The 14,192-nt window shown below is 69.3% G+C and carries 15 protein-coding genes; 6 read left to right on the forward strand and 9 right to left on the reverse strand.

Translation table 11 applies throughout. From position 1 onward, the window contains the following. Positions 1-3 precede the first annotated feature (3 nt). Complete coding sequence (gene nuoE, locus K8640_RS05845; protein ID WP_141324621.1) at positions 4-492, reverse strand: NAD(P)H-dependent oxidoreductase subunit E; 489 nt, start codon at positions 490-492, stop codon at positions 4-6. 105 nt (positions 493-597) lie between these two features. Here nuoE and K8640_RS05850 point away from each other — a divergent pair, with 105 nt between their 5' ends. From K8640_RS05850 to serB, 3 genes are all read left to right on the forward strand, one after another. Further along, the gene (locus tag K8640_RS05850) at positions 598-1,347 is read left to right on the forward strand and encodes a TIGR02266 family protein (protein ID WP_046711233.1); all 750 of its coding nucleotides are present in this window, start codon (positions 598-600) and stop codon (positions 1,345-1,347) included. Between the two features lie 67 nt (positions 1,348-1,414). Next, positions 1,415-2,998, forward strand: coding sequence for a serine/threonine-protein kinase (locus K8640_RS05855; protein ID WP_223746163.1), 1,584 nt, complete (start codon positions 1,415-1,417; stop codon positions 2,996-2,998). Between the two features lie 167 nt (positions 2,999-3,165). Next, positions 3,166-4,356 carry a phosphoserine phosphatase SerB gene (gene serB / locus K8640_RS05860; protein WP_223746164.1) on the forward strand — a complete coding sequence of 397 codons (1,191 nt, stop codon included), beginning with the start codon at positions 3,166-3,168 and terminating at the stop codon, positions 4,354-4,356. Between the two features lie 3 nt (positions 4,357-4,359). On the opposite strand, the gene K8640_RS05865 is transcribed toward serB, so the two are convergent. Continuing rightward, complete coding sequence (locus K8640_RS05865) at positions 4,360-5,223, reverse strand: general secretion pathway protein GspE (RefSeq protein ID WP_223746165.1); 864 nt, start codon at positions 5,221-5,223, stop codon at positions 4,360-4,362. Between the two features lie 81 nt (positions 5,224-5,304). Here K8640_RS05865 and K8640_RS05870 point away from each other — a divergent pair, with 81 nt between their 5' ends. Together K8640_RS05870 and K8640_RS05875 are read left to right on the forward strand one after the other, a co-directional pair. Continuing rightward, positions 5,305-5,499, forward strand: coding sequence for a CPXCG motif-containing cysteine-rich protein (locus K8640_RS05870; RefSeq protein WP_141328702.1), 195 nt, complete (start codon positions 5,305-5,307; stop codon positions 5,497-5,499). Between the two features lie 257 nt (positions 5,500-5,756). Further along, positions 5,757-6,206: an Hsp20/alpha crystallin family protein gene (locus K8640_RS05875; protein WP_223746166.1), complete on the forward strand. Its 450-nt coding sequence runs from the start codon at positions 5,757-5,759 to the stop codon at positions 6,204-6,206. Between the two features lie 134 nt (positions 6,207-6,340). Here K8640_RS05875 and K8640_RS05880 read toward each other — a convergent pair whose 3' ends face one another. From K8640_RS05880 to K8640_RS05905, 6 genes are all read right to left on the reverse strand, one after another. Beyond that, positions 6,341-6,961 (reverse strand): response regulator, encoded by a 621-nt coding sequence (locus K8640_RS05880; RefSeq protein ID WP_046711239.1) that lies wholly within the window; start codon positions 6,959-6,961, stop codon positions 6,341-6,343. Between the two features lie 35 nt (positions 6,962-6,996). Beyond that, positions 6,997-7,578: an HAD family hydrolase gene (locus K8640_RS05885; RefSeq protein ID WP_046717472.1), complete on the reverse strand. Its 582-nt coding sequence runs from the start codon at positions 7,576-7,578 to the stop codon at positions 6,997-6,999. 29 nt (positions 7,579-7,607) lie between these two features. Further along, complete coding sequence (kdsA, locus tag K8640_RS05890; protein ID WP_223746167.1) at positions 7,608-8,447, reverse strand: 3-deoxy-8-phosphooctulonate synthase; 840 nt, start codon at positions 8,445-8,447, stop codon at positions 7,608-7,610. Continuing rightward, positions 8,444-10,078, reverse strand: coding sequence for a CTP synthase (locus K8640_RS05895; RefSeq protein ID WP_223746168.1), 1,635 nt, complete (start codon positions 10,076-10,078; stop codon positions 8,444-8,446). Before K8640_RS05895 ends, kdsA begins: the two co-directional genes overlap by 4 nt. 84 nt (positions 10,079-10,162) lie before the next feature. Further along, the gene (locus K8640_RS05900; protein WP_141328710.1) at positions 10,163-10,396 is read right to left on the reverse strand and encodes a hypothetical protein; all 234 of its coding nucleotides are present in this window, start codon (positions 10,394-10,396) and stop codon (positions 10,163-10,165) included. A 316-nt stretch (positions 10,397-10,712) separates the two neighbouring features. Next, positions 10,713-12,479 carry an ABC transporter transmembrane domain-containing protein gene (locus K8640_RS05905; RefSeq protein WP_223746169.1) on the reverse strand — a complete coding sequence of 589 codons (1,767 nt, stop codon included), beginning with the start codon at positions 12,477-12,479 and terminating at the stop codon, positions 10,713-10,715. Between the two features lie 94 nt (positions 12,480-12,573). Between K8640_RS05905 and K8640_RS05910 the strand changes: the two genes are divergently transcribed. Next, the gene (locus tag K8640_RS05910) at positions 12,574-13,422 is read left to right on the forward strand and encodes an aldo/keto reductase (protein ID WP_223746170.1); all 849 of its coding nucleotides are present in this window, start codon (positions 12,574-12,576) and stop codon (positions 13,420-13,422) included. Here K8640_RS05910 and kdsB read toward each other — a convergent pair whose 3' ends face one another. After that, positions 13,423-14,166 carry a 3-deoxy-manno-octulosonate cytidylyltransferase gene (gene kdsB / locus K8640_RS05915; RefSeq protein WP_141328716.1) on the reverse strand — a complete coding sequence of 248 codons (744 nt, stop codon included), beginning with the start codon at positions 14,164-14,166 and terminating at the stop codon, positions 13,423-13,425. Between the last annotated feature and the right edge of the window lie 26 nt (positions 14,167-14,192).

Below are 14,192 nucleotides of genomic sequence, written 5' to 3' on the forward strand. Positions count from 1 at the left end.
GCTTCAGCTCAGCTTGGCCAGGATGGCGTCCAGCTTCGCGCGGGTGAGGCTCTCGTGGTGATCCTCGTTGATCTGAAGGCACGGCGCCGTGCCGCAGGAGGCCAGGCACTCGGTCTCGCGCAAGGTGAACTTCTCGTTGGCTTCACCTGCCTTGAGGCCGAGCTTCTCCTCCAGGTAGGCGAGCATCTTCTCCGCGCCCCAGAGCGAGCAGGACAGGTTCGTGCAGACGTCGATGACGTACTTGCCCGGCTTCTTCAGGTGGTACATCACGTAGAAGCTGGCGACCTCGTAGGCGCGCTCCGGCGTGACCTCCAGGTGCTTGGCGACCAGGCGCAGGCCCTCGGGCGGCAGCCAGCCCTTGATCTCCTGGAGCAGGCGCAGCGCCGGGAGCATGCCCGCGCTTTTGCGATCAGAGGGGTAGTGGGAGATGATCTCCGCGATACCCGCGTCGAACTTCTTCTGCTCTTCAGGAGTGAACAGGGGCTCCGCCATGGCGGGGGGCTACGTATTGCTCCAAAGGCCGCGTTGTCAACATAAACCCTCGACGGTACACTGGGCCGCCATCAGCAAATTGCCGAGCGATTTCAACCCCTTGTTATGACCCCGGGCCCAGAGAACAAGCGTCAGCACCCCCGGGTCCCGGCCGTGCTGAAGGTGGAGTACGCCGACGGACGCCAGGCGCGTGACGTCACGGAGAACCTGTCCCATTCGGGGCTCTTCGTGCAGACCGACCAGGTCTTCACCCTGGGGGACGAGGTGCGGCTCGCACTTTCTTTCCCGGGACTGCTGGATCCGGTAGAAGTCACCGGCATCGTGGCCTGGATGAGGCCCGCGGGCGTCGATCAGCCCGGAGGAGTCGGGGTCCGCGTCGAGCGCGCGGAGGACAGGCGCAGACTGGGTGACATCTTGAGTGCGGCAGGACCCAACAGCCACGCGCCCCACGCCGAGCACGAGGGGTACCGTGTGCTCATCGTCGAGGACAACCCGCACATCATCGAGATGTACAGCTACGTGCTGAAGAAGCTGGCGTCCGGTGAGCTGCACGGGAAGGTGCCCCTGGAGGTCCACTTCGCGCCGGACGGGCACCACGCGCTGGGCATGCTGCGCGAGGGCCGCTTCAGCCTGGTGATGACGGACCTCTACATGCCGGTGATGGACGGCTTCGCGCTCGTGGAGCGCATCCGCGAGGAGGAGGCCCTGCGGGCCATCCCCGTCATCGCCATCTCCGCCGGCGGCAAGGAGGCCCAGGACCGCGCGCTGCAGCTGGGCGTGGACATCTACCTGCGCAAGCCGGTGAAGTTCGTCGAGGTCCTGGAGACGGTGAAGCAGCTGCTTCGCATCCGCTGAGAACCCCCCGGGTTCCGCCAGTCCCACGTTGAGCGGTGGCGGGTGGACGTCGTAGAGTCGCCCACCCATGCCGAAGGCCGCCATCAACCGCGACGCCGTCAGTGGCGAGGCGCTGTTCATCCTCCGAAACCTGAGGGAGAACGGCCAACTCGGACGCTCCAACAAGCTGGCCGATGTGAAGGCCGCGCTGGAGCCGTCCGTCTCGCTCGATTTCGACAACTACTTCTTCTTCCTGCGCAAGTTCCACTACATCGCCATGGACCGCGAGGCCCAGCTCAAGCTCACCGAGCAGGGCGAGCGCGTGGCGGGCGGGGAGCTGTCGGACAAGTTCTCCGTGGAGGTGGGCGAGTTCTTCGCCGACCAGATTGCCTCGGCCGAGGACGAGCCCCCCGTGGCCCAGGGCACCGAGGAGTCGCTGGTGTTGCCGCCGCCCCCGCCGGAGCTGCTCCTGGACGAGGCGGAGGTGGTGCCCACCGCGGCCACGCAGATTGCGCCGCCCCCGTCGCCGCCGCCCATGCCGCCGATGCGCGCCGCGCGCTCGGCCATGCCCGCGCTGGACCTGACGCCGCCGCCCAACACGTCGCAGGTACCCGTGCCCGTCCCGGCGCCCTTCACGCCGCCTGTGCCCGTGGCGCTCATCACCCCCGCGACGCCCGAGCCTCGCCGGGAGACGTCCATCGGTCTGGCTCCCACCGCGCCGCTGCCCCTCGCTCCCCCGTCGTCGTCCGCCGCCCCTTCCATGCCCCCTCCCGCCGCCACTTCTCCCGTCGCCGCCGCGCCCGTCGCCCCGAAGGGCACGGAGCTGGACTTGCGCTACCAGAAGTTCGACCCCATCGGCACGGGCCCGCTGGGCACCGTCTTCAAGGGCCGCTTCACGGCGCTGGGGCTGGACATCTGCCTGAAGGAGCTCAAGGACATCTTCGGGTACTTCTCCTTCCTGCAGCGCGGTGAGGTGCTCAAGCGGCTGAAGAAGGAGCTGTGCGCCCAGGCCCAGGTGCGCCACCCCGGCATCGTCCAGGTGGTGGACCAGAACGTGGAGGCCAGCCGCCCCTACTTCGTCCTGGAGCTGATGAACGGCAGCCTGAAGGAGCGGCTGGACGCGGGCGGTGGCAGCGGGGTGCCGGTGCCCTTCGCGCTGCGCACGTTCCTCCAGATGGCCTACGGCCTGCGCGCGGCCCACGCCACGGGGCTGACGCACCACAACCTCAAGCCGGAGAACGTCCTCTTCGACGCCTACGGCAACGCCAAGCTGTCCGACTTCGGCCTGGGCCGCGTGGTGGAGGTGGACGCCACCAAGGGCATGCCCCAGGTCTTCGTGGGCACCGGCGGCATGGCGTACATGGCCCCGGAGCTGATGAACCGCGGCGCCAAGGACCCGGGCCCCTCCGCGGACGTGTACGGGCTGGGCATCCTGCTCTACGAGATGCTCACCGGGCAGATTCCGGGCCGCCGCTCGCCGCTCCCCTCGGAGGTGAACCCCGAGGCGCCCAGCGGCCTGGACCAGCTCTTCGACAAGGCCACCCAGGACAAGCGCGAGCAGCGCTACCCGGACGTCGACGCCATGCTCGAGGACTTCTACAAGGCCTTCCCGGACAAGGAGTTCCTCGTCCGCGGCGACCTCATCCTGTCCTCCGAGTCGCCCCAGCAGTGACGCGCTCCAGGGCGCGGGCCTCCTCGTGAGGCTCGTCCCCCGTGTGGACGGTGGCGTGGAGAGGCCGTGCCCTGGCCCTCCGCCACCGCGGTAGCAGGCAGGCACGACGTGGGGGCCTCGCGGCGTCCGCCCCGTCCAGGCGGGGTCATGGCATTGTGCCGCGCGCCATGACCTCCACTGCTCCAGGCTGTGTGCTCGTCACCGTGACGGGCAAGGACCACCCCGGCATCACCGCCCGCCTCACCGGCCTGCTCGCGGACGCGGGCGCCGAGCTGCTCGACGTGGAGCAGGTGGTGGTGCAGGGCCGGCTGACGCTGTGCCTCCTGGTGCGGCTGCCCGAGTCGGTGGGCATTCCCCGGGCGCTGCTCTTCGCCGCGCGGGAGCTGGGCGTGGCGCTGGACTTCCAGGCGGTGGAGACGCCGGACCCCGGGGCTCCCATGCCCGCGCGCTACGTCGTCACCGCGGTGGGGCGCGCGCTGGGGGCGGGGCAGCTGCACTCGCTCACCTCGCACCTAGCCCAGGCGGGCGCCAACGTGGAGCGCATCGTCCGGCTGTCCGAGCCGCACCTGGGCTCCATGGAGCTGCACGTCACCCTGCCGCCCGCGCTGGAGCCCCAGGTGCTCAAGCGCTCGCTGCTGGCGCTGTCCATGCGCGACAACACCTTCGACGTGGCGCTGCAGAAGGAGAGCCTGTTCCGGCGCGGCAAGCGGATGGTGGTGATGGACATGGACTCCACGCTCATCCGCATCGAGGTCATCGACGAGCTGGCGCGCGCGCACGGCGTGGGCGAGCAGGTCTCGCGCATCACCGAGCGCGCCATGCAGGGGGAGATGGACTACGACGAGTCGCTGCGCCAGCGCGTGGCGCTGCTGAAGGGGCTGGACGTGGACGTGCTGCACCGGCTCGCGGCCAACCTGCCCCTCACGGAGGGCGCCGAGACGCTGGTGCGCGTGCTCAAGCGCCTGGGCTACCGCACCGCGGTCATCAGCGGCGGCTTCTCCGTGGCGGCGGAGGCGCTCAAGGGGCGGCTCGGCATCGACCATGCCTACTCCAACGTGCTGGAGGAGGAGGGCGGCAGGCTCACGGGCCGCACCGTGGGGGCCATCGTCAACGCGCGCCGCAAGGCGGAGCTGCTCGAGCAGCTCGCGGCCCAGGAGGGCATCCTGCTCGAGCAGGTCATCGCGGTGGGCGACGGCGCCAATGACTTGCTGATGCTGGAGCGCGCGGGGCTGGGCATCGCGTTCCGCGCCAAGCCCCGGCTGCGCGAGGCCGCCGACACGTCCATCTCCGCCGGCGGGCTGGACACCATCCTCTACCTCCTGGGGCTCACCGGGCGGGAGCTCCAGGAAGCGGGCTGAGCGCTACAGGCGCATCCTGGCGGCGAGCTCGCGCTGCTGCAGCTTGCCCTTCTCCAGGAGCAGCTCCAGCAGGGCGCGCAGAATCTTGGAGCTCTTCTCCTGGTTCTGCTGGAGCGTCTGCAGCCGCTGCAGGTCCTCGTCCGTCCACTCGGGCGAGGTGGACGGGCCACCGGCCAGGATTTCGTCGAGGATGTCCGCCGCGCTCGACCCCTGGGCCGCCGCGGGCGGTGCGGGCCGCTCCGGAGCGCGGGGGGCTGGCGCCGCCGCGGGTGACTCGGGCGGGACGATGTCGGCGATGCGCTTCACTACCGTCTTGCCGCTCATGTCGACGACCTTGAACTCGTCCTCCTGCTCGTCGACGGTGGCCTGCGTGTCCGAGGACTGGTTGCGCGAGGGAGAGAAGCGCGTGCTGACCACCGGCTCCTGGCCCCGGTAGTGCCGCAGGATGGCGTGCTCGATTTCACGCTCGCCCGCCACCATGGGGACCACCCGGGCGCGGCTGCGGGCCGCCACCTGGTCCAGCGTGGCCAGGTCCGTGGGGTCCGCCATGGCGAGCACCAGCGTCTTGCCGTTGTCCTTGAGCGTGACGGGGAAGACGGCCTTCTGCTCGGCGAGCGTCATGTCCACGCGCGAGAGCGCGCCTGCGTCCCGGCTGATGTTGCCCAACTGCACGCGCTGCATCCCCAGGCCCTGGCAGATGGCCTCCGTAATCGTGTCCTCGGTGGCCAGCCCCAGGTCGGCGACGACGCGCGACAGCCGCCCGCCCCACTGGTCCAGGGTGGCCATGGCGCTGCGGAGCTGGAGCTCGTCGATGACGCGGGCCTTGACGAGGATTTCGCCGATGCGATTGCGGGAAGGAGAAGCCATGGCTCGGGAGTCTACCGTCTGACGGCGCGGACGCTCAGTCCGCGACGCTTTCGCCCGCTACGAGGGCGAGGAGGCACCATCATGCAGCCCTTCGCGGAAGCCGCCATCCAGCAGTGCCCCTACTGTGGCGAGGAGGTGGAGGTCGACGTGGACCCCATCGGCGCCAGCGCGGAGCGCTACATCGAGGACTGTCCCGTCTGCTGCCGCCCGTGGACCGTGCACGTGTCGCGCGACGAGGAGGCCTACGCCGTGGCCCTGGCCCGCGACGACGACTGACGGCCCGGGTCCACCCGTCCCGGAAGGCCCTCGTCCGGATGTCCGCAGAGCAGGCGTGCGGGCATGGCGGGAGGGGGCCGCGAGGGCCCGGGGGCGTTGCTTGACACGTCCCGGAGCATGGTTCTCTTGAGTCTTGTGAGGCGGCGCTGGAGTGGAGCCCCGATGGGGCCCCCGAGGCGGAACCGCCGACAACGACAACGTCTGTGATTCACACACCGTGCACTCCGCCAGAGGAGTGTCACGCACAGGAGAAGACCATGCAGAATCGCAACCCGTTCAACTCCGCCGTGGTGGTGAACCCCCTGATGCGCGACTTCGACGCGCTCTTCCGTGAGTTCGCCCAGCCGGGCTTCTTCCGTCAGTCCACGGCCCGCGAGCGCGTGCCCGCGGCCGACATCCTCGAGTCCGAGGCGGGCGTCACCCTGCACCTCGACATGCCGGGCGTGGACGCCAAGGACATCCAGGTGACGGTGGAGCGCGACGTGCTCACCGTGAAGGCCGAGCGAAAGGCGCAACCCATCGCCGAGGGCGTGTCCGTGCGCCGCCAGGAGCGCGCCCAGGGCAGCTTCACGCGCTCGTTCTCCCTGCCGGAGACGGTGGACGCCACCAAGGTGGAGGCGCGCTACGAGCAGGGCGTGCTGACGCTCACCTTGCCTCGACGCGAGGAGTCCAAGCCTCGGGTCATCGAGGTCAAGGTCCAGGGCTGATGCTTCGCGCGAGGCGTCGAATCGCGCGCACACCCCTGCTGGGAGGCCGCTGTCCGGGGAAGAACGGCGCGGCTTCCTCCTTCTTCACCCCTGTCGAGGGCTTCCGCGAGGGGGCGGCGGAAGCCCTCCCGACCTCAGCGCTTGGCGCCGAGCGAGATGGGCACGCGGAACAGCTCCAGCACCTGCTGCACATCGAGCGGCTTGGCCAGGCACGCGAGCGCGCCCGCCTGCTTGGACTGCTCCACGACGTCGGCGGTGTGCATGGACGTCATCGTGATGAGCCGCACACCCTCCATCTGCTTGCGCGCGCGGATGCGACGGCAGACCTCGAGGCCGTCGATGTCCGGCATGTTCAGGTCGATGATCATCCCGTGCGGCTTCTGCTCGGACACCAGCAGCAGGGCCTCCACGCCGCTCGTCGTCGTCTGGAGCTCCACCTGCGCGGAGAACGGCTTGAACGCGCGCTTGACGGCGTCCAGCACCGCCCGCTCGTCATCCACCACCAACAGCCGCACCGTGCCGCTGCCCAGCTCCTCCGGAACCGGCATCTGGTGCGCGATGAGGAAGGTGCGCAGGTCCGCCGAGCGCACCCGGCGGTGACCGCCCGGCGTCCTGAAGGCCATCAGGATGCCCCGGTCAATCCACTTGCTCACCGTGGACGGATCCACCTGAAGCAAACGACTGATGTCGTGCGTCGTGTAGAGCTGGTCCGTCATCGCCGTACTCCCCTCTTGCTGCATCATTCCGCTGCCCATGGAATCAACCACCTACCTTGAATACGGGGTTTCCTTCAACCTCTCTGCGCACTGCGTCCATCAGTCCCCCTCATCAGACCCACGGCCCCGTCCCAACGGGCACTGGCCTTGAGGCAGAGCTCCACGAGCTCCCGGGCGGCCCCACGGCCTCCCGGGCTCTGAGCCACGAAGTGGACCTCCTGACGCACCTCGGGAACTGCATCCGCGGGACACGCGGACAAGCCCACCCTCGACAGCGGGGCCAGGTCATTGTGGTCATCCCCCATGTAGGCACAGGCCTCATGGGGGACGCCCAGCTGCTGGAGGAGCTCGTCCAGTGCGGCACCCTTGTCCCGGCGGCCTTGAAACACAGCCGCCAGCCCGAGCTCCCGCCCGCGTGCCTCCACGATTCCTGAGGTGCGAGCGGTGAGGATGGCGGCGGGCAGGCCCGACAGCCGGGCCATGACCAGGGCGTGGCCATCCTTCACGTCGAAGCGCTTCATCAGCTCCCCGCCGTCGCCGTAATACAGGCCGCCGTCGGTGAGCACCCCGTCCACGTCGAAGACCAAGAGCCGCACGCGCGCCGCGCGGGACGTCAGCTCTTCCTTTCCAGGCTTGGAAGGTGCGTCCGTCTGCATCGTCTGCTCGGCTCCCCTCGTCGTGTTCATCAGCCGGGCTCGTGTCCCAACACCCGGCGGATATCCAGCACATTTCGTACCACGTCCTCGAACATCTGTGGATTGAGGGAGCACGGACCGTCACACAGGGCACGGTCAGGGTCCTCATGGACTTCCGTGAACAATGCATCAATCCCGGCGGCCGCGGCAGCGCGGGCGAGCAGTGAGACGAATTTGCGGTCGCCTCCCGTGACGCCGTCCCCGGAGCTGGGCTGCTGCACGGAGTGCGTGGCGTCGAAGCACACGGCCAAGCCCGCCTCGCGCATCTGCGCCAGGCCCCGCATGTCCACCACCAGGTTGTTGTAGCCGAAGGTCGAGCCCCGCTCGGTGACGAGCACGTTGGGGTTGCCCGTCTCGAACGCCTTGCGCGCCGAGTGGACGATGTCCTTGGGGGCCACGAACTGTCCCTTCTTCAAGTTCACGCCCTTTCCCGAGCGAGCCACCGCCTCGACCAGGTCCGTCTGCCGGCACAGGAACGCCGGTATCTGGATGATATCCACAACTTCCGAGGCAGGACCTACGTGGCTGGTTTCATGGACGTCCGTGAGGACCGGGACGCCCACTTCATCCCTGATACGCGCTAGAATGCGCAGCCCTTCCCGGAGGCCAGGACCTCGGAAGGACTTCCCGCTTGTCCGGTTGGCCTTGTCATACGAGCACTTGAAGGCATAGGGCACGCCCAGCCGGCTGGTGATGCCCTTGAGCAAGTGAGCATGTTTCAGCGCCATCTCCTCGGACTCGATGCTGTCCGGGCCGGCGATGACGAAGAGTTTCTGTCCCGGGCCAACCTTGTGGCCACAGAGGGTAATCGGAAGGCTGCTGGCGCTCATGCGCGCACCTGGCCGGCGGAGGCGTCGCGCTGGTCGAGCGCGGCCTTGATGAAGCCGGAGAAGAGAGGGTGGGGGGCGAAGGGCTTGCTCTTGAACTCGGGGTGGAACTGGCAGCCGACGAAGTAGGGGTGGTCCGACAGTTCAATCATCTCCACCAGGTTCAGCTCCGGATTATGACCGGAGATGACCAGGCCCGCCTCCTGCAACCGGCCGCGGTAGGCGTTGTTCACCTCGTAGCGGTGCCGGTGGCGCTCCTGGATGAGGTCCTGGCCGTAGAGCTGGTGGGCGCGGGTGGAGGGCTTGAGCGCGCAGGCGTAGCTGCCCAGGCGCATGGTGCCTCCCTTGTCCTGCACCGACACCTGGCTCTCCATGAGCGTCACCACCGGGTGCGGCGTGTGCTCGTTGAACTCCAGGCTGTTCGCGTTGGTGAGCCCCAGCACGCTCCGGCTGAACTCCACCACCGCCATCTGCAGGCCCAGGCAGATGCCGAAGAACGGAATCTTCTTCTCCCGCGCGTAGCGCACGGCGGCGATCTTCCCCTCGGTGCCCCGCACGCCGAAGCCGCCGGGGACCAGGATGGCGTCCACGCCGGCGAGCAGCTTCTCGGGCCCCTGCGCCTCCACGTCCTGGCTGTCCACGAAGTGCAGGTTGACCTTCACGTCGTTGGCGATGCCGCCGTGGAGCAAGGCCTCGTTGAGGCTCTTGTAGCTCTCCGTCAGGTTCACGTACTTGCCGACGATGGCCACCTGCACCTGGCCTCGCGCGGGCTCGTACACCTTGCGGATGATGTTCTCCCAGCGCTCCAGGTGCGGCGCGCGGCTCCAGATGTTGAGCACCTCCGCGAGCCGGTCATCCAGGCCCTGCCGGTGCAGCTCCAGCGGCAGCTCGTAGATGCTGCGCACGTCCGGGGACGTGAACACGTTGCCGGTGTCCACGTTGCAGAACATCGCAATCTTGTCCTTCAGCTCGCGCGACACCTCGCGGTCCGTGCGGCACACCAGGAAGTCGGGCTGGATGCCGATTTCCCGCAGCTTCATCACCGAGTGCTGCGTGGGCTTGGTCTTCACCTCGCCGGCCGCGCCGATGTACGGCAACAGCGTCAGGTGCACGTAGACGGCGTTCTGGCTGCCCACGTCGTAGCGCATCTGGCGGATGGCCTCGAGGAAGGGCAGGGACTCGATGTCGCCCACCGTGCCGCCCACCTCCACGATGACCACGTCCGCGTCCTGGGCCGCCTGACGGATGCTCGCCTTGATTTCATCCGTGATGTGCGGAATCACCTGCACCGTCTTGCCCAGGTACTCGCCGCGGCGCTCCTTCATGATGACCGCGTGGTAGATGCGGCCCGACGTGAAGTTGTTGAGCCGGCTCATCCGCGCGTTGGTGAAGCGCTCGTAGTGGCCCAGGTCCATGTCCGTCTCGCCACCGTCCTCGGTGACGAAGACCTCGCCGTGCTGGAACGGGCTCATCGTGCCCGGGTCCACGTTGATGTACGGGTCCAGCTTGAGCAACGTGACGGCGAGGCCACGGTTCTCCAGCAGGGCGCCGATGGAGGCCGAGGCGAGGCCCTTGCCGAGGGAGCTGACCACTCCGCCCGTCACGAAAATGAACTTGGTCTTCTTGGAGCGCATATCCCGTTCTGCCAAGTAGGGCAGGGATGCGTCAATTATTCTGCGCCGGACGGGGGGTCGACCGGTCCGCCTGCTGACGCCGCCTCAGTTGCCGTCCCAAGCACCCGGGCGGGACACGGCGAACTCCCGGACGTCGGGTTGTCCGACTCGGAAGTCACGCAAGTCGCAGTTGCGGCAACTCCAGCCCTCCCAGCCACGCTTGACCACCATGTGCAGGCAGGCGTCGTAGTTGGGGCAGTACAGGTTGCGCTGCGCCTGGACGGACTCCTCGTCACGCAGGGCGGTGGGCAGAGGGCTGGGGCACGGGGTGATGGACACGGCGAATCTCCCGGATGGGTACGTCAAGGGTCGGCCACTCCCCCCGGCGCGTCGGAACAGGTTGTCGGGACTTCCATTCCCGACCGGAAAGTAAAAGACCCGCCCCCGCATGAGCGGAGACGGGCCCCTGAAACCTTTAGCGTCTTCCACCGCGACGGAAAGCCGTTTCAGGCCACCGAAGCGGAGGTGGACGCCTGACTCTTGCTGTCGGTCAAGGCATCACCTCCTTTCTTGAGGCCGGAACAACTAATCGCCCCCCTGATTTCGCGCCACTTTCCGGTGCGATGAGCGAAGGACGCGGAGGGTAGGCGGCCGTTCAGGCCGCGACGAACTGGCGCTCGACCAGGCGGCGGTAGAGGCCGTCCTGGCCCATGAGGCTGGCGTGGGTGCCGCTCTGGACGATGCGGCCCGACTCCAGCACGAGCACGCGGTCCACGTTGGCAACGGTGGACAGGCGGTGGGCGATGACGAGCGTGGTGCGGCCCTTCATCAGGCGCTCCAGCGCGTCCTTCACCAGGTGCTCGCTCTCCGCGTCGAGCGCGCTGGTCGCCTCGTCGAGGATGAGCAGGCGGGGGTCCTTGAGCACCGCGCGGGCGATGGCGACCCGCTGCTTCTGGCCGCCGGACAGCTGCACGCCGCGCTCGCCCACCTGGGTGTTGTAGCCCTCCGGGAAGCGCTGGATGAAGTCGTGGGCGTTGGCGGCGCGCGCGGCGTGTTCGACCTGGGCGTCGGTGGCGTCGGGCCTGGCGTAGCGGATGTTGTCCGCGATGGAGCAGGAGAACAGCTGGGGCTCCTGGGCCACCATGCCGACGTTGCGGCGCAGCCACTCGGGCTCGAGCGTGGTGAGCGGATGTCCGTCCAGCACCACCGCGCCGCCCTGCGGGTCGTAGAAGCGCGACATGAGCGAGGCGAGCGTGGACTTGCCTCCGCCCGAGGGGCCCACCACCGCGACGACCTCGCCGGGCTTGAGCTCCAGGTCCAGCCCCTGGAGCACGGGTACGTCCGCGCGCGTGGGGTAGGAGAAGCGCACGCCGCGGAACTCCACGTGGCCCTTCACCGACGGGAGCTGGTGGCCTCCGGCGGGGATGGCGGGCACGCGGTCCACCAGCTCGAAGACGCGCTCGGCGGCGCCGCTGGCGCGCATGAAGTCCGCCCACACCTCCGCCACCGCGCTCAGCGAGAGCGCCACGAGCGAGGTGTAGATGAGGAACGAGGTGAGCGCGCCGACGGTGAGCTCGCCGTCCACCACCATGCGGCCGCCGTACCAGAGCATGGCCGCGGTGGAGCCGTACATGGCCAGCGAGGCGATGCCCATGAAGAGCGCGGACTGGCGCGCGCGGTCCTTGGCCAGCGCCAGCGCGCGGTCCACCGCGGCGCTGTAGCGCTCCACCTCGTGGCCCTCCGCGGCGAACGAGCGCACGGTGCGGATGCCGGACAGGTCCTCCTCGGCGACCTCGCTGGAGGCGGCGAGCGCGTCCTGCACCTGGCGCGACAGCACCCGCACGCGCCGGCCGTACACCACCGCGCCGATGGCCACCGCCGGGATGAGCGCGAGCATCACCAGCGTCAGCCGGGGCGAGGTGAAGAACAGCAACGCCACGCCGCCCAGGGCCTGGAAGGTGTAGCGCAGCGTCATGGAGACGTTGGTGGTGACGGTGTTCTGCAGGACGCTCGTGTCCGAGGCGAGCCGGCTGGTGAGCTCTCCGGTGCGGCGCTCGTCGAAGAAGGCCACCTCCTGGGACAGCAGGCTCTGGAACAGGCGCTTGCGCAGCCGCGTCACCACGCGCTCGCCGGCGGTGCTGAAGAGGTAGGCGCGCAGCGCCATGGCCACCGACTGCACGACGAAGACGGCGAACATCACCAGCGCGATGGTGTCCAGCTTGTCGCGGCTGCGCGCGCCGAGCGCCTCGTCCACCAAATCACCGATGGCGCGGGGGAAGACGAGCGTGGCGGCGCTGCTGAGGAGCAGGAAGAGGGTGCCCACGACGAGCGTGGGGACCTCGGGCCGGGCGAGGGTGAGCAGGCGACCCAGCGTCACGCGCGAGGGGAGCCGGGGCTTGGCGGGTGACGGGCGGGCGGACACCGGCGGAGACTAGCGCGGAGTTTCCCGCTTCGCACGGCTCCCGGCTGTCGGAGCGGGTGGGAGGTGCTCATCCTTCCGGACACGGAGGTAGGCCATGGAGCAGCGCGTCTTCGGCGGTACCGGCAGGCAGGTTCCCGTCCTCGGGCAGGGGACATGGCAGATGGAGGAGGATGACCGCGACGAGGCCATCCGCTCGCTGCGCGCGGGGTTGGACCTGGGGCTCACGCATGTGGACACCGCGGAGCTGTACGGCCATGGCCGCGTGGAGGAGTCCATCGTCTCCGAGGCCATCGCCGGCCGGCGTCAGGAGGTCTTCCTGGTGTCGAAGGTGATGCCGTCCAACGCGACGTACGCGGGCACCCTGGCCGCGTGTGAGCGGAGCCTGAAGCGGCTGCGCACCGACGTGTTGGATTGCTACCTGCTGCACTGGCCCGGCTCGCATCCGCTGGAGGAGACGGTGCGCGCCTTCGAGAAGCTGGTGGCGGACGGGAAGATTCGCTCGTGGGGCGTGAGCAACTTCGGCGTGGCGGAGCTGGAGGAGCTCGTCGAGCTCGCGAAGCCGGAGCGCGTCGCGTGCAACCAGGTGCTGTACCACTTGGAGGAGCGCGCCATCGAACACGCGGTGCTGCCCTGGTGCGAGGCGCGTGGCATCGCGGTGGTGGGCTACAGCCCGTTCGGCAACGGGCGCTTCCCGCGTCCCGACAGTCCGGGCGGACGCGTGCTGGAGGCGGTGGCCCGCGCGCATGGCGTCACGCCCCGGCAGGTGGCGCTCCAGTTCCTGGTGCGGCGGCCCTCGCTGTTCGCCATCCCGAAGGCGAGCCGCGTGGCGCACCTGCGCGACAACGCCGCGGCCGCGTCGCTGAGGCTGTCGCGGGAGGAGCTGGCGCGCCTGGACGCCGCGTTCCCGCTGGGGGCCTACAGCGACGAGCTGCCGATGCTCTGACTACAGCAGGCCCTTCTCGCGCATGACGGCCTCGACCTTCGCGACGTCGGCGGGGATGTCCACGGCCACCGTGCGCCAGGAGACGCGGGCGCAGCGGATGGAGATGCCGTGCTCCAGCGCGCGCAGCTGCTCCAGCTTCTCCGTCTCCTCGAGCGGCGTGGGGGCCAGCTCGGCGAGGCGCAGCAGCACGTCGCGTCGGTAGCCGTACAGGCCGATGTGGCCCCAGCGGGGGACGGGGGTGCCCGTCTCGCGGGCGTGGGGGACCAGGCTGCGGCTGAAGTAGAGCGCGTCGCCGTTGAGCGCGAGCACCGCCTTCACCACGTGCGGGCTCTCCGCCTCGTCGGCCTCCAGGGGGCGCACGAGGGTGCCCATGCGCACGGCGGTGTCGTCGAAGAGGCCGGCGAGGGCCTCGAGCGCGGCCGGGTCGACCAGGGGCTCGTCGCCCTGGACGTTCACCCAGACGTCCACGTCCGGACGGGCGCGGGCGACCTCGGCCACGCGGTCCGTGCCGGTGGCGCAGGCGGGGCTGGTCATCACCGCGCGGCCGCCGAAGGACTCGACGGTGGCGCGGATGCGCTCGTCGTCGGTGGCGACCCAGACCTCGTGGAAGACGCCTGCTTCCTGACAGCGGCGCCAGACATGCTCCACCATGGGACGGCCGGCGATGAGGGCGAGCGGCTTGCCCGGATAGCGGGTGCTGGCGTGACGGGCGGGGATGACGGCGATGGTGCGCGAGGAGGGCATGGCACACTCCGTCTATCAGATTCAGA

The organism is Myxococcus sp. XM-1-1-1 (assembly GCF_020037095.1).
In the GTDB taxonomy this organism is placed as follows: domain Bacteria; phylum Myxococcota; class Myxococcia; order Myxococcales; family Myxococcaceae; genus Myxococcus; species Myxococcus fulvus.